General features: G+C 69.8%; 2 protein-coding genes. Both read left to right on the forward strand.

Annotation, left to right across the window (positions count from 1 at the left end):
- The first annotated feature begins 793 nt into the window (after positions 1-793).
- Positions 794-12,295, forward strand: a complete 11,502-nt coding sequence (locus tag C1701_RS17245; protein WP_103056254.1) for a non-ribosomal peptide synthetase — start codon at positions 794-796, stop codon at positions 12,293-12,295.
- A gap of 122 nt (positions 12,296-12,417) precedes the next feature.
- Positions 12,418-25,140 carry a non-ribosomal peptide synthetase gene (locus tag C1701_RS17250; RefSeq protein ID WP_103056255.1) on the forward strand — a complete coding sequence of 4,241 codons (12,723 nt, stop codon included), beginning with the start codon at positions 12,418-12,420 and terminating at the stop codon, positions 25,138-25,140.
- The last annotated feature ends 122 nt before the right edge of the window (positions 25,141-25,262 follow it).

Below are 25,262 nucleotides of genomic sequence, written 5' to 3' on the forward strand. Positions count from 1 at the left end.
ACGGTCATGGCCCAACGGGTGGTGTTGGCGCCCCCGCTCCGCCGAGCGACCTACCGGCACCACGTCTCCCACCCAGCCACGCCGCACGAGCGCCAAGCGCGCCCGGGTTGCCCAGGGGGACTGGTGGCCTGCCCGGAGGAGTCGAAGGGTCCAGGCGCTCGCGCCGGCCACCGGGCCAGCACCCCCGCAACACCTGGGCGGGCCACCGCGACGAGCAGCCACCTACCGCGTCGACCTCGACGCAAACGCCTTCGCCGGCACCCACCGGCTGCTGCCGCGAGTCAGACTGGGCGACACCCACGTCCGAAGGACGTCACCTTCCGCCTCGACGACGCCCAACTCGTCCCGGTGTACCGGGTCACCATCGCACCCGGTCCCTCGTGACCACGTCGGGAACCCGTTGACTCCGTCCCGGTAGCGGGACCCCCGGCGTCGAGCCCCCTCCCACCGTGGTGCCCCAGCTGACCGCTCCCTCGTGGGACCAGTTCCGCCATCCGCCCGGTCTCGCCCAGCCAGACCGTCGCTCGCCCACCGACCGGGAGGTGCGCGTCCACGAATCGCGATCAAGGCCAGCGCCGGTCCGGCCAGCTCCTCCTGGTTCGTCGGGCCCCGTGGGCGAACCGCGGCGCACCCGCTTCGAAGCCGCTCAGCGACTGCCCGCCCACGCGGGGCACCCTGGCGGGAATTCCCGCGCGACACGGCGACGCCAACGGCCGTTGCCGTCCGGCTGGGGGCGGCGGGTTGGGCCGCGAGGTCACACTGGTCTGTCGGGGACCAGGCCGAGGCTGATGATGTGGCGGGCGCGGCCGTCACCGGGAGCCGGGTGCGGGAGCAGGCGGGTCGGGTGTTACCGGAGTACATGATGCCCACGGGGTGGGTGGTCCTGGACGAGTTGCCAGTAACCCACAACGGGAAACTGGACCGCGTGGCGCTGCCCGCACCCACGTACCACGGCGGGGCTGAGCACGCCGAGCCGTCGACCGAGACCGAACGATCCCTCCTCGTACTGTGGAGTGAAGTGCTCGGAACGACGGGCATCGGTGTCGACGACGACTTCTTCCGCATCGGCGGCGACTCCATCAGCGGTGCCCGGGTGCTGGCAAGACTGCGGTCCGGCACGTCCGTTGAGCTTCCGTCCCGCGTCCTCTTCGACCACCCGACCATCCGAGGACTGGCGGCATTCCTGGCCGGCGCCGATGTCGTCCCAGACGGCACGAACGATGTCATCCCCGCACGAGGAGACGTGGCCGCCGCGCCGCTCTCCTCGGCTCAGCAGCGGTTGTGGTTCCTCGACAGCTTCAGCCCGGGGGGAGTGGAGTACAACACCGGAATCGCACTCCGGGTGGCAGGTCGTGTTCGGCACGATGCGCTACGCGCAGCGCTGTGCCGCCTCGCCGACCGCCATGACTCGCTGCGGACTGTCTTCGACTTCGATGGCGGTGTGGGCCGACAGCGCGTTCGTGAGCACGCGGCGGTCGGGCTCCGGACGCTCGACCTGACCTCGTTTGACGGCGTTGAGCGGGATCTCCGGCTGGGCGAGGAGCTGCGAGTCGAGTCTTCGAAGCCCTTCGAGCTCGGTGTTGGTCCCCTGGTACGAGCCCTCCTGATCCGCGAGAGCGACGAGTCCGAAGTCCTCGCACTGGTCATGCACCACATCGTGACGGACGGGTGGTCGATGGGTGTGCTGGTCCGGGAGCTGGACCAGTACTACACCGCCGAGCTGGCCGGTGCCCCGGTGGAACTACCCGCGCTACCGGTGTCCTACCGGGACTGGGCAGCCTGGCAGCGGGACCAGACCGAGAAGGCCGGTTGGGAGGAACAGCTCGACTACTGGCGGGAGCAGCTGGCCGGGGTTCCGGTGCTGGAACTGCCCACCGACCGTGCCCGACCGGTGGTGCGCAGTTCGGTGGGCGCGGTGCACGTCCTGCGGGTCCCGCCCGCGGTGGTGGACCGGTTGACACGGTGGGGCGCCTCGGGTGGGGCGAGCCTGTTCATGACCCTGACCGCGATTACCCAGCTGGTGCTGGCCCAGCACAGCGGGCAGGACGACATCGCGGTGGGCACGGTGGTCTCGGGTAGGGACCGCACCGAGCTGGAAGGGCTGGTCGGGTTCTTCGTCAACACCCTGGTGCTGCGGTCCCGGGTGGATCTGTCCGAGTCCGCCGAGGTGTTTCTGGCGCGGGTCCGGGAGACGGTGCTGAGGGCGTTCTCCCACCAGGACGTGCCCTTCGACCGGGTGGTCGACGCCGTGGGTGGGGTGCGGGACGCGTCCCGGCCGCCGTTGGCGCAGGTGATGGTGGTGTTGCAGAACGCGGTGGGTGAGGTGGCCGAGTTCGGGGGGATGCCGGCGCGACGGGTGGTGTTGGACCGGGCGTCCTCGCGGTTCGAGGTGACCTTCGAGTTCTGGCCGGACGCGGAGGGGTTGGTGGTGGAGCTGGAGTACAACACCGACCTGTTCGATGCCGGCACGGTGGAGCGGTGGGCCCGGGACTGGGTGCGGCTGGCCGAGGCGGTGACCGCGGAGCCGGAGCGCCGGTTGGTCGAGGTGGCGGTGACCGACCCCGCTGAGCGGGATCTGGTGGCGGAATGGAACACCCCCGACCGGGTGCTGCCGGTGCAGACGGTCACCGGGGTGTTCGCCGCGCGGGTGGTCGAGTGCCCGGACGCGGCGGCGGTGGTGGGGGAGGGGGTGTCGTGGTCCTACCGGGAGGTCGATGCCCGGTCGGCCCGGTTGGCCGGATACCTGGTGTCGCGGGGTGTGGTGGCCGGTTCCCGGGTGGGGGTGTTGTTGGAGCGGGGTCCGGATGCGGTGTGCGTGCTGTTGGCCGTGCTCCGGGCGGGTGGTGCCTACGTTCCGGTGGATCCGGGGTACCCGGCGGCGCGGGTGGAGTTCCTGCTCACCGACAGTGGGGCCGGGGTGGTGGTGACCACCGCCGAGTTGGCCGACCGGGTCCCGGCGGGCCTGGCGACGGTGGTGGTGGACGACCCGGCGACCGTGGCCGCCCTCGAGCGGGAGACCACCGTGCCACCGGGAGTGGTCTCGGGTGACATGCCGGCGTATGTGATCTACACGTCCGGCTCCACCGGTACTCCGAAGGGAGTGGTGGTACCGCACCGGGCTGTGGTGCGGGTGGCGTGGGAGCCGGATCACCTGCCGGTGGGGCCGGGGGATGTTGTCGCCCAACTGGCGTCGTTGTCCTTCGACGCGGCCACTTTGGAGATCTGGGGAGCGTTGCTCAACGGGGCGGCGGTGGCGGTGCCCCGGCCCGGGGTGTTGTCGGTACCCGAACTGGGTGAGTTCCTGGGTGAGTACGCGGTGACGGGGTTGTGGTTGACGGCGGGGTTGTTCCACGAGGTCGTCGACACTGATGTGGCGGTGTTGTCGGGGGTGCGGTACCTGTTGGCCGGGGGTGACGTGCTGTCTCCGTCGCACTGCCGGCGGGTGGTGGAGGCGGTACCGGGGGTGCGGTTGGTCAACGGGTACGGGCCCACGGAGAACACGGTGTTCACCACTGTTCAGGTGGTGGGTGCCTCCGTTGTGCGGGGGCGGGGTTCGGTGCCGATCGGGTCGCCGGTGGCGGGGTCCGGGGTGGTGGTGTTGGACCGGTGGTTGCGTCCGGTGCCGGTGGGGGTGCCGGGGGAGCTCTACACCTCGGGTGCGGGTCTGGGGCATGGGTATGTGGATCGTCCGGGGTTGACGGCGTCGCGGTTCGTGGCTGATCCCTTCGATGCCGCTGGTGGTCGGGTGTACCGGACGGGGGATCGGGTGCGGTGGTTGCCGGACGGGGTCCTCGAGTTCGTGGGGCGGGTGGATGATCAGGTGAAGGTGCGGGGGTTCCGCATCGAGCCGGGTGAGGTCGAGGCCGCGTTGGTGGGGCAGCGGGGTGTGGCGCGGGCGGTGGTGGTGGTCCGGGAGGACACCCCGGGAGCGCGGCGCCTGGTGGGTTACGTGGTGCCGGAGGACGGGGCCGTGCCCGCTCCGGAGGTGTTGCGGGACGCTCTGCGCCGGTTCCTGCCGGAGTACCTGGTGCCGGCGGCGGTGGTGGTGCTCGAGGCCTTGCCCCTGACGGGTAACGGGAAGGTCGACCGGGCGGCGTTACCAGCCCCGGAGTTCCAGTCCGCTGACCGTCATGTCGCACCGCGCACGGACACCGAAAAGGTGTTGTGCGAGGTGTGGGCTGAGGTGCTGCGGTTGGACCGGGTCGGGGTGACCGACAACTTCTTCGAGCTGGGTGGCGACTCGATCCTGAGCATCCAGGTCGTGTCGAAGGCCCGAGCGGCGGGGGTGGTGTTCACCTCCCGGGAGTTGTTCCAACGCCAGACGATCGCTGCCCTGGCATCAGGACTGTCATCCCCTGACGGGGAACCCGGAACGGTGGGGGCCGAGCAGGGTCGGGTGTCGGGGGCGTTCCCGATGACCCCGGTCCTGGAGTGGTTCACCACCACGCACCCGGTGGGCCCGGAGCATTTCAACCTTTCCGCGGGGTTCACCCTGCCCCCGGACACCGATCTGGCGGTGGTGCGGCGGGCGGTGGGCGCGGTGGTGGAGCACCACGACGCGCTGCGCATGGTGCTGCGCCGCGAAGGCAAGAGGTGGACACCGGTGGTGTTGCCCGAGGTGGACCTGGACGAGGTCATCCAGGTAGTGGACCTACCAGCGGTGGAGGCAGACCAGGTCTGGCAGCGGGCGGTGGTCGCGGCGCAGGCAGGGTTGGACCTGCAACGAGGCCCGTTATCGCGTGTTCTCCTCGGCCGTGGTGCTGGTGGTGACCGGCTGCGGGTGGTATGGGTAGCCCACCACGTACTGGTCGACGGGGTGTCCTGGCGGATCCTGCGGGAGGACCTGACCACCGCCTACCACCAGGCAGTGACCGGACGACCGGTGGACCTCGGGGTGAAGACCACCGCGTTCCCCCACTGGGCACAGGCCCTGCGGGAGCACACCCGGGCCGGGGGGTTCACCGACCAACTCCACTACTGGCGGCAGGCCATCCCCACCAGTCAGGACCTACGGCTTCCGGTGGACGTTGCCGAGGGGGACCACTCGGTCGGAGCCCAGGACCGGGTGCGGGTGGTACTGGACCAGACCACGACCCGGGAGTTGCTGCAGGACGTGCCCGGGGTGTACCGGACCAGGATCGATGAGGTCCTGCTGACCGGGCTGGCCCGGACGGTGCGGAGGTGGACCGGGTGGCCCCGGGTACCGGTGACGGTCGAGGGCCATGGTCGGGAGGAAGTCCTGCCGGGGGTGGAGGTGTCCCGGACCGTGGGCTGGTTCACCTCGATCTACCCGGTCACCGTGGAACTGTCCCCGCGGGGGGAATGGGCCGGTGATGTCCTGGCGGTCAAGGAACAACTCCGTGGGGTCCCCGACCGGGGGATCGGGTACGGGGCACTGCGCTACCTCACCGGAGGGGGAAGCCCGGATTCGGGGCTGGACACCGACCGGGAACCACGGATCAGCCTGAACTACCTGGGCCAGTTCGACACCACCACCGGTGAGCAGGAGTGGATCGGGGACTGGCGGCTCAACCCCGGTGGCGAGCACCACCCGGGAGAAACCCGTACTCACCTGCTGGAGGTCGTGGCCCAGGTCCGCAACGGCCGGTTGGAGATCGACTGGTGGTACTCCCCAGGCCTGCACCACGAGGACACCGTTCATGGCCTGGCGGAGTCCTTCCTCACCGAGTTGTCGGGGTTCGTGGCTCACTGCCGCCAGCCCGGGGCCGGGGGTGTGTCCCCGTCGGACTTCCCGTTGGTGGCGTTGGACCAGGACACGGTGACCCGGTTGGCCGGGACCGGTCGTGCGGTCACCGAGTTGTACCCGTTGACGGGGTTGCAGGCCGGGATGTTGTTCCACGCGGTGGCCGATCCGGCGTCGGTGGCGTATCTGGAGCAGTTGTCCTGTGTTCTGGAGGGGGTGGATCAACCGGGGTTGGTGGCGGTGGCCTGGCAGCGGGTGGTCAACGCTCATGAGGCGTTGCGGGTGTCGGTGGCCTGGCGTGAGGTGCCGGACCCGGTGCAGGTGGTGCACCGTGAGGTTGAGGTCCCGATCACCGTGGAGGACTGGTCGGGTTACGAGGGTGGGGAGCAGGACCGGCGGTGGCGGGAGTACCAGCGGCGGGATCAGGGGGTGGCCTTCGATCTGGAGCGGGCCCCGTTGATGCGGGTGTTGCTGGCCGGGTTGGGGGAGGGCCGGGTGCGGGTGGTGTGGACCTTCCACCACCTGCTGCTCGACGGGTGGAGCATCTACCGGTTCTTCTCCGACCTGATCGCGACCTACCAGGCCCTGGCCGAGACCACGGGTGAGAACACCGTCTCGGTGGTCCCGGTGGGACGCCGCCAGTACGGGGAGTTCCTGCGGTGGTTGACCCGGCAGGACCAGACCACCGGGCGGGCCTACTGGCGGGAGGCGTTGGCCGGGTTCGACCAGCCCACTGCCCTGCCCTGGGACCGTGCCCCTGACCGGGCACACCGTTCGGAGTCCACCGCCCGTGTCCGGGTGCCTGTGACCACGGCGGGTTCGGAGGCGGTGTTCTCCTTCGCCCGGCAGGAGCGGGTCACGGTCAACGCGGTGGTGCAGGCCGGGTGGGCGTTGGTGTTGGCCCGGCATGCCGGCACGGTGGATGTGGTGTTCGGGGCGACGGTGTCATGTCGACCGGCTGAGGTGGTGGGTCCGCAGGAGATGGTGGGGTTGTTCATCAACACCCTGCCGGTGCGGGTGGTGTGTGATCCGGGGGTGCGGGTGGGGGAGTGGGTGTCGGGGGTGCAGGCCCGGCAGGTGGAGGCCCGCCAGTTCGATTACGTGCCGTTGACCGGGATCGAGTCGGAGCTGCCGGCGGGGGTGGGGTTGTTCCAGAGCCTGGTGGTGTTCGAGAACTACCCGGTTCAGGAGGCGGGGTCGGCATCCGGGGTGCGGGTGTCGGGTGTGGAGGCGGTGGAGGCGACGAACTACCCGGTGACGGTGACGGTGTATGCCCGGGACCGGGTGGAGGCGTGGTTGTCCTATGACCCGGAGTTGTTCACCGAGGACACCGCCGGGCGGGTCGCGGCCCGTTTCGCCTGGGCGCTGTCCGAGATCGCCACCAACCCCGACCGACCACTCGGCCAACTCGGCATCGCGACCGCATCGGAGGTACGGGATCTGGACCGGTGGAACGACACCGCCCGTCCCGTGCCCTCCATGACCGTTGACCAACTGGTCAACGAGCAGTGCCTCCGCACGCCTGACCAGCTCGCCGTCATCGCCTCCGACGGTCGCCTCACCTACGGAGAGCTGTCGGCTCGGGCCAACCGGCTCGCACACCACCTCAGCGAGCGCGGTGTGAGGGCGGAGCACCGGATCGGTGTGCTCCTCAACCGTACGACGGCGCTACCCGTGACGTTCCTCGCGATCCTGCGGGCAGGCGGAGCCTACGTCCCGCTCGGCTCGGAACAACCCCCAGCTCGGCTGAGGAGCATGGTGGTGGGCAGCCGACTGGACCTGGTGATCACCGAACGGGAACTCGCGAACCGGATTCCCGGGGCCGGGTGCGACGTTCTCGTGCTCGACGACCACCCGCAGCGGTTCGACACAGCCCTTCCGACCGCCGAGCCGGACGTCCGACGGCACCCGGACCATCCCGCATACCTGATACACACCTCCGGTTCCACCGGACGCCCGAAGGGCGTCGTGGTCACCGATCGCGCGTTGGTGAACCTCCTCAGCTGGATGAGGGACCGACCGGGACACCTCGACACGGACCGTGTCCTGGCGAGGACTTCCGCGACATTCGACGCCGCCCAGTGGGAACTGTGGTTGCCACTGGTCACGGGCGCCGTGCTGAGGCTCGCCGAACCCGACATCTCCCTGGACCCGGTAGAGCTCCGGACGAGGATCAGGGAGGACGGCATCACCGTCCTCCAACTGGTACCGACCCTGCTCCGTGAGCTCGCGGTGGCGGCCGGCGACCAGAAACCCCTCTCCGGTGTGCGCGAGCTCTTCGTTGGTGGGGAAGTGCTGACCGCTGAACTCGCGGACCGTGCCCTCGAACTCGGTGCCGAGTCCGTCGTGAACGTCTACGGGCCGAGCGAGACCACTGTGCAGGTCAGCGCCGGCACCTACCGGCCTGAGGACACCGGGTCGTCCAGCGTTGCCATCGGGGCTCCGGCGCACAACGTCCGGGCCTATGTCGTGGACCGGGAGCTGCGGGCACTTCCCGTTGGAGTCAGCGGTGAGCTGTACCTGGCCGGAGCGCAGGTCGCACGGGGCTACACCTCGCCCACCTTGACGGCGGAGCGTTTCGTCGCCGACCCGTGGGGAACCGCCGGGGACCGGATGTACCGGACCGGCGACCTGGCGCGGTGGCTGCCCGACGGGAGGCTGCTGATCCTCGGACGAGTCGATGACCAGGTGAAACTCCGGGGGCGCAGAGTCGAGCCCGCCGAGATCGAGACAGTGCTCACCGGACATCCCTCGATCGCCCAGGCCGCGGTCCTCGTCAGCCCGGCGACCGCGACCGCTGCCGAACGACTCACGGCCTACGTGGTCACCGCGAGGGGTGCGGAACCACCCGATGACCTCGAACTCCGTACCTTCCTGCGGCGCCTGCTACCCGAGTACCTGGTGCCAGCGGTCGTCGTCGCACTCCCGGAGCCACCGCTGACACCGAGCGGGAAGCTCGATCGGAGGGCGCTGCCCCGACCTGCCGACGGCACCGACCCGATCACCGAGCCGCGGACCGCCACCGAACGGCTGCTGGCGGAGGTGTGGGCGGAGGCGCTGGGGCTGCCCAGGGTAGGAGTCGAGGACGACTTCTTCCGGTTGGGAGGGGACTCCATCACGAGCATGCGTGCGGCCGCCCGGATCCGCGCACGTCTCGGCGTCGAGCTGTCTCCGCTGATCGTCTTCGACCGACCGACGGTAGCGGCGCTGGCAGCCGAGCTCGACGAACGCCAGGAGGTCGGGACACACCAGGCGTCGGCTGACGAGCCAGGCTCGGACCTCCTCCCGATCACCGATCAGGGAGCCGGAAGCATGCCGTTGTCCTTCGGGCAGGAACGGCTGTGGTTCCTGGAGGAGTTCTCCCCGGGCGGCACCGAGTACAACACGGGCTTCGCGCTGCGGATGTCAGGACACCTCGACACCGCCGCGCTGGAGGACGCGCTCTGCGCGCTGCTCCAACGTCATGAGGCCCTGCGCACGACGTTCCCCACGGTCGACGGGCACGCCGTACAGCGGATCACCACCGACGAGGTCGTGGGACTCCGGACGGTCGACCTGTCCGGAACACCGGAGTCGGAGCGACCGGCCACGCTGCACGACGTGTTGTCCACGGCGGTGACGCGACCGTTCGACCTGGCGTCGGGACCGCTGCTGCGGGCGTTGCTGGTTCGTGAGGTCGCGGGCCAGCACGTGTTGGTGGTGACGATGCACCACATCGTCACCGATGGCTGGTCCGCAGGCGTGTTGGTCCGGGACCTCGGTGTGCTGTACGGCGCAGCGTCCCGGGGCCACCGAGCAGTGATGCCGAGCCTGCCCGTCCGCTATGCCGACTGGGCGGCCTGGCAGCGGCGGCGCGTGTCCGGAGACCTCCTGCGAGACCAGGTGGATTACTGGCGGGAGAGGCTCGCTGGGCTCCCGGTGTTGGAACTGCCCACCGACCACCCCCGACCGGCGGTGCGCACCGGTGCCGGTGCGGTCCACACCTTCGAGGTCCCGGCCGGAGTGGTGTCCCGGCTGACCTCGGTGGCCCGGGACGGGGAGGCCACGCTGTTCATGGCGTTGGCCGCGATCACCCAGCTGGTGCTGTCCCGGCATTCCGGGCAGGACGACATCGCGGTGGGGACGGTGGTCTCGGGCCGGGACCGGGCCGAGGTCGAGGACGTGGTCGGGTTCTTCGTCAACACCGTGGTGCTGCGTTCCCGGGTCGAGCCGGGTGGGTCGTTCGCCGCGTTGCTGGCGCGGGTCCGGGAGACGGTGTTGGGGGCGTTCGCGCACCAGGACGTGCCTTTCAGCCGGTTGGTGGAGGAGCTGGTGCCCGAGCGGGACACCAGCAGGACCCCGTTGGTGCAGGCCCTGGTGGTGTTGCAGAACACCCCGGCCACGCCCGCCGAGTTCGACGGGTTGCGTGTCGAGCCCTGTGACCTTCCTCGGGAGGCAGCACAGTTCGACCTCAGCCTGGAGTTCCGGCCTGATCCGAGTACCGGCGGGCTCGTCGGCGAGTTCGAGTTCAGCACGGACCTGTTCGAGGTGGACACGATCCGCCGGTGGTCCGGGCACTGGCTGCGCGCGGCGGAGCTGTTCGGTGCCGATCCCGGTCAACCGGTAGGGGATGTCCCGCTGCTGAGCGAGACCGAGTACCAGCAGGTGGTCACGGACTGGAACACCACGGACCGTCCGGTACCGGTGGTGGACCTGGCGGGGTTGTTGGCCCGGCAGGCCGGACGGACCCCGGAAGCAGCAGCGGTGCTCACCGATACCGGTGCCGGGCTGTCCTATGCCGAGTTCACCGCCCGGGTGGCCCGGGTGGCCGCGGTGTTGCGGTCCCGGGGTGTGGGAGTGGAGTCCCGGGTGGGTGTGGTGCTGCCCCGGTCGGTGGACTCGGTGGTCGCGGTGTGGGCGGTGTGGACCGCGGGTGGGGTGTACGTGCCGGTGGACCCGGAGTACCCGGCCGAGCGGATCGCCTACGTCCTCAAGGACAGCACCCCGGCCCTGGTGATCACGACCGAGGACCTGGTCGGGAGCCTGCCCGCCGACATCGACACGCTGGTGATCGACAGTGAACCAGCCCGCGCGGAGATCACTCGTGCGTCTGAGCCCAGCCCGGTCACGGTCCACCCCGCGCAGGCGGCGTATGTGGTGTACACGTCGGGTTCCACCGGCCGCCCGAAGGGGGTGGTGGTCTCCCAGCAGGCGATCGTGGCGCACCTGGACTGGATGGTCCGCACGTTCCCGTTGGGCACTGGGGACCGGGTCCTGCACAAGACCTCGATCGGGTTCGACGTGTCGGTGTGGGAACTGGCCTGGCCGGTGATCACCGGGGCCGGGGTGGTGCTGGCCCGTCCGGGTGGGCAGCGGGACCCGGCCTACCTGGCTGGGGTGATCGAGCGGGTGGGGGTGACGGTGACCCATTTCGTGCCCTCGATGCTGGCGGCGTTCGTGGCTGAGGACGAGGCAGCGGTCCGGTGCGGGGGGTTGCGGTGGGTGCTGTGCTCGGGGGAGGCCCTGCCACCGGGGGTGGTGGACCGGTGGGCCCGGCGGGTGCCGGGGGTGCCGGTGGTCAACCTGTACGGGCCGACCGAGGCCGCGATCGATGTGACCTGGTGGCCCTGCCCCACCCCGGAGGACACCGACCAGACCACGACCGGGGGCAGCCCCCTCGCCGCCGCAGCACAGGACCCAGCGCCGGCTGGACCGGCGAGGGGTAAGGACGGTGCGGCCGGTGGATCGGTGCCGATCGGTCGGCCGGTGGACAACACCGGGGTGCTGGTCCTGGACGACCGGTTGCGTCCGGTCCCGGTCGGGGTGTGGGGCGAGATCTACCTGTCCGGGGTGCAACTGGCCCGGGGGTATGCCGGGCGGGCGGGGTTGACCGCGTCGAGGTTCGTGGCCCACCCGGTGGGGGCGGCCGGTGCTCGGGTGTACCGGAGCGGGGATGTGGGCCGGTGGACGGCCTCGGGGGTGGTGGAGTTCGCCGGTCGGGTGGATGACCAGGTCAAGATCCGGGGTTATCGGATCGAGCTGGGTGAGGTCGAGACCGTGCTGGGGGCGTGTCCCGGGGTGGGGCAGGCGGTGGTGGTGGTGCGGGAGGACCAGCCGGGGGTACCGAGGTTGGTGGCCTATCTGGTGGCCGATACCGCTGGGGTGGTGGTGGATCGGGTGCGGGAGCAGGCGGGTCGGGTGTTACCGGAGTACATGATGCCCACGGGGTGGGTGGTCCTGGACGAGTTGCCGGTGACGGCCAGCGGGAAGACCGACCGCCGCGCCCTGCCCGCACCCGTTCTCGAGGAGAGTGCCTCCTACATCGCTCCCCGCAATGAGGTCGAGGAGATCATCGCCCTGCACTGGTCGGAAGTCCTCGGAGTCGACAAGGTGGGTGCGGAGGACGACTTCTTCCGTCTTGGTGGAAACTCCATCCAGTGCATTCAGGTCCTTTCCCGAGTCAGGACGACTTTCGGTGTGACCATCTCACCTCGTGCCTTCTTCGCAGGGCCGACTGTCGCCAGCCTCGCCGTCATGGTGGAGGAGGAGGTCCTGCTGGAACTCGAGAGTTCCGTGACGACCGAAAGCGGTGGTGAGGGTACAGCGGGGTGACCAGGATGAGTCCGATGTGGGGGCTGTCGTCGGTACGGGGGCGTTGCCGATGGGTGCGGAAGTGACATAGCAGCCACTTGTCCTGGCCGGCCAACTGTGAGTACCTGAGGGGAACGGACCGCATGGTGACGACGTCGACGGGCGGAAACGAGCGGGCTGACCAGGGTGGTGACCAGCCAGAACCCGGGCGTTCCTCGGTGCGCCCTTCCGACTGCCTGCACCACCTCCTCGAACGGCGGGCGGCGATGAGTCCTCTGTCGACGGCGGTGACCTCCGAGGCGGACTCGATTTCCTACTCCGAGCTGAATTCCCGGGCCAACCAGGTGGCCCGGGCGGTACTGGCAAGGGGAATCCGCCCTGGAGACCGGGTGGGGCTGTGCCTGGACAGGTCGGTGGATCTGGTCGTCGCGCTCGTCGGTGTCCTCAAGACAGGTGCGAGCTATGTGCCGATGGATCCGCGCTATCCCGCTGACAGGCTGCGGTACACAATGGACGATGCGGGAATCCGTCTGGCGATCGGGACCTCGGAGACGGTGCCGAGTCTTCCCAGTGCTGTATCCGTGTTGCGAATCGACGAGGAAACGGCGGCAATCGCCTCCTTCCCCGACGGCGACCTCAGCGACGAGGAGCGGGGCGGCCGGGTTTCTCCCGACAGTGTCGCCTACGTGATCTACACGTCCGGGTCGACCGGACGGCCGAAGGGCGTGGCGGTACCGCACCGCGGCGTGGTGTCACTGCTGACCGGGACCCAGGACCGGTACGGCTTCGACGCCGGGGACGTGTGGACGTTGTTCCACTCGGTGGCCTTCGACTTCTCGGTGTGGGAGATGTGGGGCGCGTTGGCGTTCGGGGGCCGGTTGGTGGTGGTGCCCTGGGAGGTGTCCCGCAGTCCGGGGGAGTTCCTGGAGCTGGTGGTGGCCCAGCGGGTGACGGTGCTCAACCAGACACCCTCGGCGTTCGAGCAGTTCGTGCGGGCCGAGGCGGAGAACCCCGGGTTGGGGCGGGAGTTGTGCCTGCGGTGGGTGGTCTTTGGTGGGGAGGCGTTGGAGGTGTCCCGGGTGCGGCCGTGGTTGGCCCGGCACCCGGACACACCGGTGTTGGTGAACATGTACGGGATCACCGAGACCACGGTGCATGTCACCGCGCACCCCCTCAACCCGACCGGGAAGGGGGAGAACGGTGCGGAGGTCGATCTGGTCGAGGGGTCGGCTGGGGTGATCGGGCACGCGGTGCCGGGGTGGCGGGTGTACGTGCTGGACCGTGCCGGTGGGTTGCGTCCGGTTCCTCCGGGGGTGGTGGGGGAGATGTACGTGGCGGGTGCGGGCGTGGCGCAGGGGTATGCGGGTCGTGCGGGGTTGACGGCGTCGCGGTTCGTGGCCGATCCGTTCGCTGGGGATGGCCGGCGGATGTACCGGACTGGGGACTTGGCCCGGGTGGATGGTCAGGGGCGCCTGTCGTACGTGGGTCGGGCGGATGAGCAGGTGAAGGTGCGGGGGTTCCGGATCGAGCCGGGGGAGGTCGCCGCCCGGTTGGGAGAGCACCCGGGAGTGGCGCAGGCGGTGGTGGTGGTCCGGGAGGACACCCCCGGCGACAAACGCCTGGTCGCCTACCTCACCCCCGACACCACCACCGCCGCCCCCGTCGCCCGCTACACCCGACTGGCCGCCACCGGGGAACTGGCCGCCACCGGAGCCGAACTCCACGAACTGCCCAACGGCATGCTGGTCCTGGGCCGCAACCGCTCCAACATCGCCTTCCTCTACCAGGAGATCTTCGCCAACACCGAGTACGTCCGCGGCGGGATCCACCTCGACCCGGGGGCGGTGGTCATCGACGTGGGCGGACATGTCGGGTTGTTCTCCCTGTTCGTCACCCACCAGGTGCCCGACGCCCGCGTGTACGCCTTCGAACCGATCCCGGAGCTGGCCCGGTTGTACCGGCTCAACACCGCCCTGCACGGGGCGGACACGGTGCTCTCGGAATGCGGGGTGGCTTCGGAACCGGGGGTGGCGGAGTTCACCTACTACCCGGAGATGTCGATCATGTCCGGTCGGTTCGCCGACCAGGACGAGGAACGGCAGGTGCTGGAACAGTTCGTGCGCAACGAGCACGAGGAGGTCGGCGGTGACCAGGGTCTGGGGCAGCTGTTGTCCCACCGGTTGGCCAGCCAGCGGGTGCGGGCGGAGTTGACCACGATCTCGGAGGTGATCGACGCGCGGGGGTTGGCGCGGGTGGACCTGGTCAAGGTGGATGTGGAGAAGAGCGAGTTGGACGTGTTGCGGGGGGTTCGGGACGAGCACTGGCCGCGGATCGGTCAGGTGGTCGCGGAGGTGCATGACGCGCAGGGCCGGTTGGCGGGGGTGCGGGGTCTGTTGGAGTCGGTGGGGTTCACCGTGGTGGTGGACCACGCGCCGGATGTGGCCGACACGGGCTTGTACATGGTGTACGCGACCCGGCCGGGGTGGTCCACCGAACCCGCCACGCCCGTCGAACCCGCCACTGCTGGTGGTGCTGATCCTGGGGTGGGGCCTGGTGGTCGGGCGGTGCGGTGGTGGAACCCGGGGCAGTTGGTGGGGTCGGTGCGGGAGACCGCGCGGGAGGTGCTGCCGGAGCACATGGTGCCGGCGGCGTTCGTGGTGCTCGACCAGCTCCCCCTCACCGTCAACGGCAAACTCGACAGAGCAGCCCTCCCCGCACCGACCACCGACACCCTCCGGCGCTACGTACCGCCCCGGACCGACACCGAACAGCAGCTGTGCTCCGTGTGGCAGGACGTGCTCGGCGTGGAACGGGTCGGTGTGGAGGACGACTTCTTCGAACTCGGCGGCAACTCCATCAGCGGTCTGCGCGTCCTGAGCCGCCTCCGTGAGGTCCTCGGAGCAGAACTCTCCCCCCGCGTCCTCTTCGACGAGCGCACCATCACCGGCCTCGCCGCCGCGGTCGCCGCCGAGAGCGCTCGGGCCGGTGGTGACGTGCGGGCCGTCATGAGCCGGGGCCTCCGGGACACCGGCCCGCTGTCCTTCGCGCAGCAACGGCTCTGGTTCCTCCAGGAATTCGCCCCAGAGGGTGTCGAGTACAACACCGGCATCGCCCTCCGGCTGACGGGCGAGCTGCGACTCGACGCGCTGAACTCCGCACTGGCGGCCCTCGTCGCCCGGCACGAGTCCCTGCGCACCACTTTCCACCTCGTGGACGGGAACGCGACGCAGACCGTGAGCCCCGCCGCTCCGCCTCCCACCACCCACATCGACCTGCGGGACCGGCCCGCCGCAGGACGTGGTGCGGCGCTGGACGAGGTTCTCCGCGCGGAAGCCGCGACCCCGTTCAACCTGCGCACAGGGCCGCTGAGCCGGATCGTCCTCGTGCAGGAGGACACGAACCTCCACGTGCTGATCTGGTCGATGCACCACATCATCACCGACGGGTGGTCGGTGGGCCTCCTCATCAGGGAACTCGCCGAGCTCTACACGGCCGGACTCGGAGGGACGGACGCGAAGCTGGCAACGCCATCCGTCCGTTACCTCGACTACGCGGACTGGCAGCGAACCCGGGCGGACAGCCAGGCCTGGACGAACCAGTTGCACTACTGGAGGGCGCAGCTCGCCGGGCTCGAACCTCTCGACCTACCCACCGACCGACCCCGCCCTGCCGTGCGGACCACCGCAGGGGCCGTGCACACCTTCGACGTGCCCGCCGACGTCGTCCACACACTGCGCACCGCGAGTACCCGACACGGGGTCAGCCTGTTCATGGCGCTGACCGCCGTCACCCAGGTGCTGCTGTCCCGCCACACCGGGCAGGACGATGTCGCGGTGGGGACAGTGACGTCGGGACGAGGGCGTCCCGAGCTGCAGAACCTCATCGGTTTCCTGGTCAACACGCTGGTGTTGCGGTCGCGGATCGGCCGTGAGGATTCGTTCGCGTCGTTGTTGGGGCGGGTCCGGGAGACGGTGTTGGAGGCGTTCGCGCACCAGGATGTGCCGTTCGACCGGGTGGTGGACGCGGTGGTGGGGGAGCGGGACGCGTCGCGGTCTCCGTTGGCGCAGGTGATGGTGGTGTTGCAGAACTCGGTGGGCGAGTGGGGTGATTTCCCGGGGTTGGGGGTGGAGCGGGTTCCGCTGGCTCGGGAGTCGGCTCGGTTCGAGGTGACGTTCGAGTTCTGGGAGCGTCCGGGTGGGTTGTGGGTGGAGGTGGAGTACAACACGGATCTGTTCGACGCGGGCACGGTGGAGCGGTTGGCGCGGCACTGGGTCGTCCTCGCCGGGGAACTCACCGCCAACCCGCACCGCGACCTGGCCGACGTGTCCCTGCTGGAGGACGACGAACGACGGCAGCTGCTGCACGACTGGAACGACACCACACGACCCGAGACACGGAACACCACCGTCCTCGACCTGTTCTCCCGTGCTGTCCGCGCGCACCCACGATCGGATGCCGTGGTGTGGGACGACCGGCGGCTGAGCTATGCCGAACTGGACAGGCGGGCGAACCAGCTCGCCCGCCACCTGCGCACCGCGCACGGGGTCGGCGGAGGAACCAGGGTCGGTGTGTGCGTGTCGAGGGCGCCCGAATCCGTCGTCGCGTTGCTGGCCGTCCTCAAGGCCGGAGCGGCCTACGTCCCCCTCGATTCCCGGTACCCGACCGAGCGAATCCGGTTCATGCTCTCCGACAGCGGCATCGGAACCGTCGTTTCCCAGACCGCACTGGCGCCGCGCCTGCCTGAGGACTGTGGCGTCGTCCTCGTCGACGACCCGGAGACCGAGCGCGCGCTCGGTCAGCAGGATGGCTCCGCGCCACCGCTGTCGGTATCGCCGGACAGTGCCGCCTACGTGATCTACACGTCCGGCTCCACCGGACTTCCCAAGGGGGTCGAGGTGCCGCACCGCGCTGTCGTGCGCGTGGCGTGGCGGTCGGACCACCTGCCGGTGGGACCAGGCGACGTCGTCGCCCAACTGGCCTCGATGTCCTTCGACGCGGCGACCCTGGAAATCTGGGGTGCGCTGCTGAACGGGGCCGCCCTGGCGGTGCCGCCACCGGGCGTGCTCTCGGTGCCCGAACTCCGGGATTTCCTCAACGAACGCAAGGTCACAGGCCTCTGGTTGACGGCTGGCCTGTTCCACGAGGTCGTGGACATCGACGTGGCGGCGCTGTCCGGGCTTCGCTACCTGCTCGCGGGGGGCGACGTGCTCTCCGCGGCGCACTGCCGGCGGTTGGTGGAGGCGGCGCCGGGGGTGCGGTTGGTCAACGGGTACGGGCCCACGGAGAACACGGTGTTCACCACCACGCAGATAGTGGATGCCGAGGTGCTCGCTCGCCCCGGACCGGTGCCGATCGGGTCGCCGATCGCCGGTACCCGGGTGTACGTGCTGGATGCGATGCTGCGACCAGCCCCGATCGGCGTTGTCGGCGAGGTGTACGCCGCAGGTGAGGGGCTGGCACGCGGCTACGTGGACCGTCCCGGTCTGACGGCGTCGCGGTTCGTGGCCGATCCCTTCGATGCCGCTGGTGGGCGGGTGTACCGGACCGGGGACCGGGGACGCTGGCTTCCGAACGGTTCCCTGGAGTTCCTCGGCCGTGCGGACACCCAGGTGAAGATCCGAGGATTTCGGATCGAGCCGGGTGAGATCGAGGCGGTACTCGAACAGCACGTCGCCGTGTCCCAAGTCGCCGTGATCGTCCGCGAGGACAACCCCGGTGTCCGGCGGCTGGTCGCGTACGCGGTGACTGACGGGCAGGACGAACCGTCCTCGTCCGAACTGAGGGACTTCGCCCGCCAGGTGCTGCCGGAGTACATGGTTCCGGCTGCGGTCGTCACCCTGGACGCCTTGCCGTTGACGGTCAACGGCAAGGTAGACCGAGCCGCTCTCCCCGCACCCGGGACCGCCGACGGCCCCTTGTCCACCGCCCCCCGTACCGACACCGAGAAGGTGTTGTGCGAGGTGTGGGCTGAGGTGCTGCGGTTGGACCGGGTCGGGGTGACCGACAACTTCTTCGAGCTGGGTGGCGACTCGATCCTGAGCATCCAGGTCGTGTCGAAGGCCCGAGCGGCGGGGGTGGTGTTCACCTCCCGGGAGTTGTTCCAACGCCAGACGATCGCTGCCCTGGCATCAGGACTGTCATCCCCTGACGGGGAACCCGGAACGGTGGGGGCCGAGCAGGGTCGGGTGTCGGGGGCGTTCCCGATGACCCCGGTCCTGGAGTGGTTCACCACCACGCACCCGGTGGGCCCGGAGCATTTCAACCTTTCCGCGGGGTTCACCCTGCCCCCGGACACCGATCTGGCGGTGGTGCGGCGGGCGGTGGGCGCGGTGGTGGAGCACCACGACGCGCTGCGCATGGTGCTGCGCCGCGAAGGCAAGAGGTGGACACCGGTGGTGTTGCCCGAGGTGGACCTGGACGAGGTCATCCAGGTAGTGGACCTACCAGCGGTGGAGGCAGACCAGGTCTGGCAGCGGGCGGTGGTCGCGGCGCAGGCAGGGTTGGACCTGCAACGAGGCCCGTTATCGCGTGTTCTCCTCGGCCGTGGTGCTGGTGGTGACCGGCTGCGGGTGGTATGGGTAGCCCACCACGTACTGGTCGACGGGGTGTCCTGGCGGATCCTGCGGGAGGACCTGACCACCGCCTACCACCAGGCAGTGACCGGACGACCGGTGGACCTCGGGGTGAAGACCACCGCGTTCCCCCACTGGGCACAGGCCCTGCGGGAGCACACCCGGGCCGGGGGGTTCACCGACCAACTCCACTACTGGCGGCAGGCCATCCCCACCAGTCAGGACCTACGGCTTCCGGTGGACGTTGCCGAGGGGGACCACTCGGTCGGAGCCCAGGACCGGGTGCGGGTGGTACTGGACCAGACCACGACCCGGGAGTTGCTGCAGGACGTGCCCGGGGTGTACCGGACCAGGATCGATGAGGTCCTGCTGACCGGGCTGGCCCGGACGGTGCGGAGGTGGACCGGGTGGCCCCGGGTACCGGTGACGGTCGAGGGCCATGGTCGGGAGGAAGTCCTGCCGGGGGTGGAGGTGTCCCGGACCGTGGGCTGGTTCACCTCGATCTACCCGGTCACCGTGGAACTGTCCCCGCGGGGGGAATGGGCCGGTGATGTCCTGGCGGTCAAGGAACAACTCCGTGGGGTCCCCGACCGGGGGATCGGGTACGGGGCACTGCGCTACCTCACCGGAGGGGGAAGCCCGGATTCGGGGCTGGACACCGACCGGGAACCACGGATCAGCCTGAACTACCTGGGCCAGTTCGACACCACCACCGGTGAGCAGGAGTGGATCGGGGACTGGCGGCTCAACCCCGGTGGCGAGCACCACCCGGGAGAAACCCGTACTCACCTGCTGGAGGTCGTGGCCCAGGTCCGCAACGGCCGGTTGGAGATCGACTGGTGGTACTCCCCAGGCCTGCACCACGAGGACACCGTTCATGGCCTGGCGGAGTCCTTCCTCACCGAGTTGTCGGGGTTCGTGGCTCACTGCCGCCAGCCCGGGGCCGGGGGTGTGTCCCCGTCGGACTTCCCGTTGGTGGCGTTGGACCAGGACACGGTGACCCGGTTGGCCGGGACCGGTCGTGCGGTCACCGAGTTGTACCCGTTGACGGGGTTGCAGGCCGGGATGTTGTTCCACGCGGTGGCCGATCCGGCGTCGGTGGCGTATCTGGAGCAGTTGTCCTGTGTTCTGGAGGGGGTGGATCAACCGGGGTTGGTGGCGGTGGCCTGGCAGCGGGTGGTCAACGCTCATGAGGCGTTGCGGGTGTCGGTGGCCTGGCGTGAGGTGCCGGACCCGGTGCAGGTGGTGCACCGTGAGGTTGAGGTCCCGATCACCGTGGAGGACTGGTCGGGTTACGAGGGTGGGGAGCAGGACCGGCGGTGGCGGGAGTACCAGCGGCGGGATCAGGGGGTGGCCTTCGATCTGGAGCGGGCCCCGTTGATGCGGGTGTTGCTGGCCGGGTTGGGGGAGGGCCGGGTGCGGGTGGTGTGGACCTTCCACCACCTGCTGCTCGACGGGTGGAGCATCTACCGGTTCTTCTCCGACCTGATCGCGACCTACCAGGCCCTGGCCGAGACCACGGGTGAGAACACCGTCTCGGTGGTCCCGGTGGGACGCCGCCAGTACGGGGAGTTCCTGCGGTGGTTGACCCGGCAGGACCAGACCACCGGGCGGGCCTACTGGCGGGAGGCGTTGGCCGGGTTCGACCAGCCCACTGCCCTGCCCTGGGACCGTGCCCCTGACCGGGCACACCGTTCGGAGTCCACCGCCCGTGTCCGGGTGCCTGTGACCACGGCGGGTTCGGAGGCGGTGTTCTCCTTCGCCCGGCAGGAGCGGGTCACGGTCAACGCGGTGGTGCAGGCCGGGTGGGCGTTGGTGTTGGCCCGGCATGCCGGCACGGTGGATGTGGTGTTCGGGGCGACGGTGTCAGGTCGACCGGCTGAGGTGGTGGGTTCGCAGGAGATGGTGGGGTTGTTCATCAACACCCTGCCGGTGCGGGTGGTGTGTGATCCGGGGGTGCGGGTGGGGGAGTGGGTGTCGGGGGTGCAGGCCCGGCAGGTGGAGGCCCGCCAGTTCGATTACGTGCCGTTGACCGGGATCGAGTCGGAGCTGCCGGCGGGGGTGGGGTTGTTCCAGAGCCTGGTGGTGTTCGAGAACTACCCGGTTCAGGAGGCGGGGTCGGCATCCGGGGTGCGGGTGTCGGGTGTGGAGGCGGTGGAGGCGACGAACTACCCGGTGACGGTGACGGTGTATGCCCGGGACCGGGTGGAGGCGTGGTTGTCCTATGACCCGGAGTTGTTCACCGAGGACACCGCCGGGCGGGTCGCGGCCCGTTTCGCCTGGGCGCTGTCCGAGATCGCCACCAACCCCGACCGAACCCTGTTCGCTCTGCTCCACCTGGAGTTCGCTGGACTGCCCCCGTTGGACGAGACGACCACCGGCAAGATCCCGATGTGGCCGAGGCCTGGCCAGACGCCCGAGATCGCCGCGACCGAAGTGTTCGCGGGAGACGGGGTCCTCCGAGCGAGTACCCGGTCCGGAACGGTCGAGACCGTGGAGATCGCCCGTGTGCTGGCTGGGCACCACACGCTCTCCGACGCCGCGGTCGCTCTGCGGGATGTACCAGACCAGGACGATCGGCTCGTGGCTTACGTCGTACCGTCCGACGACCAGGTTCCTGACACCGGTGAGCTCCGGGAGCACGTACGTGCCTCGCTGCCGGACTCGGTGGTGCCGGCCGAGTTCGTGGTGATGGCGAGCCTCCCCGTCACTCCGGACGGGGAGCTGGACCTCGCCGCCCTGCCCATGCCGACCACAGAACACCGGCTCGACTACCTGGCGCCGCGAACTCGGACCGAGGAGGCACTCGCAGCTGTCTGGTGCGACGTGCTCGGAGTCGACCGGATCGGGGTAGAGGACAACTTCTTCGACCTCGGTGGCGATTCGATTGTCAGCCTGCGGGTGGTCGCGAGGTTGCGTCCCAGGATCCAGGCGGACGTGTCCCCGAGGCTGCTGTTCGACCACCCGACCATCGCGGAACTCGCTCCCGTCCTGGACGTCGAGGCAGGTGGGGAGAGGGCGGGTTCTCCCGGGCCAGCCTTGGTGCCGGAGACCAGCGGTGACACCGCTCCGCTCTCCTTCGCGCAGCAACGGCTGTGGTTCCTGAACGAGTTCGCCCCGGACAGCGTCGAGTACAACTCCGGAATCGCTTACCGGCTGTCCGGAGATCTGGACCTGGCCGCGCTGGGAGCAGCCCTGTCCGGCGTTCTGATCAGGCACACCGCGCTGCGGACGACTTTCGAGTCGGTGGACGGAGTTGGGCAGCAGCGGATCCACGCGCAGCGGGACGTGCCGATCCGACTCGTCGAACTGACGGGTACGACGGTCGTGGACCGGGCCGCCGAGCTCCACCAACTGCTGCGGTCCGAGATGAACACACCGTTCGACCTGGCTACCGGGCCTCTGCTGCGGGTCCTGTTGGTCCGTGAGGAGGAGGACCGGCACGTGTTGTCGGTGACGATGCACCACATCGTCACCGATGGTTGGTCGATGGGAGTGTTCCTCAGGGACCTCTCCGCCCTGTACGCCGCGGCGGTTCGTGGCGAGCGCGCCCAGCTGCCCGAACTACCGGTGCGGTATGTGGACTGGGCGGTGTGGCAGCAGCGGAACGCCTCCGGTCCCGACTGGGAACGGCACCTCGACTACTGGCGGAACCAGCTGACCGGTCTGCCGGTGTTGGAACTGCCCACCGACCACCCCCGACCGGCGGTGCGCACCGGTGCCGGTGCGGTCCACACCTTCGAGGTCCCGGCCGGAGTGGTGTCCCGGCTGACCTCGGTGGCCCGGGACGGGGAGGCCACGCTGTTCATGGCGTTGGCCGCGATCACCCAGCTGGTGCTGTCCCGGCATTCCGGGCAGGACGACATCGCGGTGGGGACGGTGGTCTCGGGCCGGGACCGGGCCGAGGTCGAGGACGTGGTCGGGTTCTTCGTCAACACCGTGGTGCTGCGTTCCCGGGTCGAGCCGGGTGGGTCGTTCGCCGCGTTGCTGGCGCGGGTCCGGGAGACGGTGTTGGGGGCGTTCGCGCACCAGGACGTGCCTTTCAGCCGGTTGGTGGAGGAGTTGGTGCCCGAGCGGGACACCAGCAGGACCCCGTTGGTGCAGGCCCTGGTGGTGTTGCAGAACACCCCGTCGCAGCCGGTGGTGCTCTCCGGGGTGGAGGCGGTCGAGTGCGACCTGCCCCGGGAAGCAGCCCAGTTCGAGGTCTCGTGGCACTTCGAGCCCACCAGCACGGGAGGGTTGCGGGCACTGGTGGAGTTCAGCACGGACCTGTTCGAGGTGGACACGATCCGCCGGTGGTCCGGGCACTGGCTGCGCGCGGCGGAGCTGTTCGGTGCCGATCCCGGTCAACCGGTAGGGGATGTCCCGCTGCTGAGCGAGACCGAGTACCAGCAGGTGGTCACGGACTGGAACGCCACGGACCGTCCGGTACCGGTGGTGGACCTGGCGGGGTTGTTGGCCCGGCAGGCCGGACGGACCCCGGAAGCAGCAGCGGTGCTCACCGATACCGGTGCCGGGCTGTCCTATGCCGAGTTCACCGCCCGGGTGGCCCGGGTGGCCGCGGTGTTGCGGTCCCGGGGTGTGGGAGTGGAGTCCCGGGTGGGTGTGGTGCTGCCCCGGTCGGTGGACTCGGTGGTCGCGGTGTGGGCGGTGTGGACCGCGGGTGGGGTGTACGTGCCGGTGGACCCGGAGTACCCGGCCGAGCGGATCGCCTACGTCCTCAAGGACAGCACCCCGGCCCTGGTGATCACGACCGAGGACCTGGTCGGGAGCCTGCCCGCCGACATCGACACGCTGGTGATCGACAGTGAACCAGCCCGCGCGGAGATCACTCGTGCGTCTGAGCCCAGCCCGGTCACGGTCCACCCCGCGCAGGCGGCGTATGTGGTGTACACGTCGGGTTCCACCGGCCGCCCGAAGGGGGTGGTGGTCTCCCAGCAGGCGATCGTGGCGCACCTGGACTGGATGGTCCGCACGTTCCCGTTGGGCACTGGGGACCGGGTCCTGCACAAGACCTCGATCGGGTTCGACGTGTCGGTGTGGGAACTGGCCTGGCCGGTGATCACCGGGGCCGGGGTGGTGCTGGCCCGTCCGGGTGGGCAGCGGGACCCGGCCTACCTGGCTGGGGTGATCGAGCGGGTGGGGGTGACGGTGACCCATTTCGTGCCCTCGATGCTGGCGGCGTTCGTGGCTGAGGACGGGGTGGCCCGGTGCGGGGGGTTGCGGTGGGTGCTGTGCTCGGGGGAGGCCCTGCCACCGGGGGTGGTGGACCGGTGGGCCCGGCGGGTGCCGGGGGTGCCGGTGGTCAACCTGTACGGGCCGACCGAGGCCGCGATCGATGTGACCTGGTGGCCCTGCCCCACCCCGGACGGGCGATCCCCGGAAGGAGGTGACCGGGATCCCGGGACCGGGGATCCCTCGTCGGCATCGGTGCCGATCGGTCGGCCGGTGGACAACACCGGGGTGCTGGTCCTGGACGACCGGTTGCGCCCGGTCCCGGTCGGGGTGTGGGGCGAGATCTACCTGTCCGGGGTGCAACTGGCCCGGGGGTATGCCGGGCGGGCGGGGTTGACCGCGTCGAGGTTCGTGGCCCACCCGGTGGGGGCGGCCGGTGCTCGGGTGTACCGGAGCGGGGATGTGGGCCGGTGGACGGCCTCGGGGGTGGTGGAGTTCGCCGGTCGGGTGGATGACCAGGTCAAGATCCGGGGTTATCGGATCGAGCTGGGTGAGGTCGAGACCGTGCTGGGGGCGTGTCCCGGGGTGGGGCAGGCGGTGGTGGTGGTGCGGGAGGACCAGCCGGGGGTACCGAGGTTGGTGGCCTATCTGGTGGCCGACACCGCTGGGGTGGTGGTGGATCGGGTGCGGGAGCAGGCGGGTCGGGTGTTACCGGAGTACATGATGCCCACGGGGTGGGTGGTCCTGGACGATTTGCCGGTGACGGCCAGCGGGAAGACCGACCGCCGCGCCCTGCCCGCTCCGGAGGTCCACCCGGAGGCGGAGTACGTGGCCCCGGGGACACCGACCGAGGAGGCGTTGGCCGAGATCTGGGCCGAGGTCCTCGGCGTGGACAAGGTCGGGGTCACCGACGACTTCTTCCACCTCGGAGGGAACTCGATCGTCAGCATGCGGGTAATCGCCCGCATTCGTGAGGACTTCGATGTGGAGGTCTCGATCAGGACATTCTTCGACGGCCCAACAGTGCGGTCGCTCGCCAGCACTGTCGAGGAGCGGATCCTGCTGGAGCTCGAGACTTCTGTGTTGACTGAAAGTGGTGGTGACGATGCGGCGCGCTGAACCAGGATGACGGCGGGCCAGAGGGAGCCGCATGGACGCGATGAGTTGAGCTTGTCGGAGGACTCCGCCCTGCGAGGAGTGTCCTGGCTGCTCCCAACCAGCATGTCGTCTGCTCTTGGGGG

This window comes from Actinoalloteichus sp. AHMU CJ021 (genome assembly GCF_002895405.1).
Classification (GTDB): domain Bacteria; phylum Actinomycetota; class Actinomycetes; order Mycobacteriales; family Pseudonocardiaceae; genus Actinoalloteichus_B; species Actinoalloteichus_B caeruleus.

Bases quoted from the DNA above. Each gene is read 5' to 3' on its own strand.
- C1701_RS17250 (WP_103056255.1), top strand. From the start codon at position 12,418: ATGGTGACGACGTCGACGGGCGGAAACGAGCGGGCTGACCAGGGTGGT.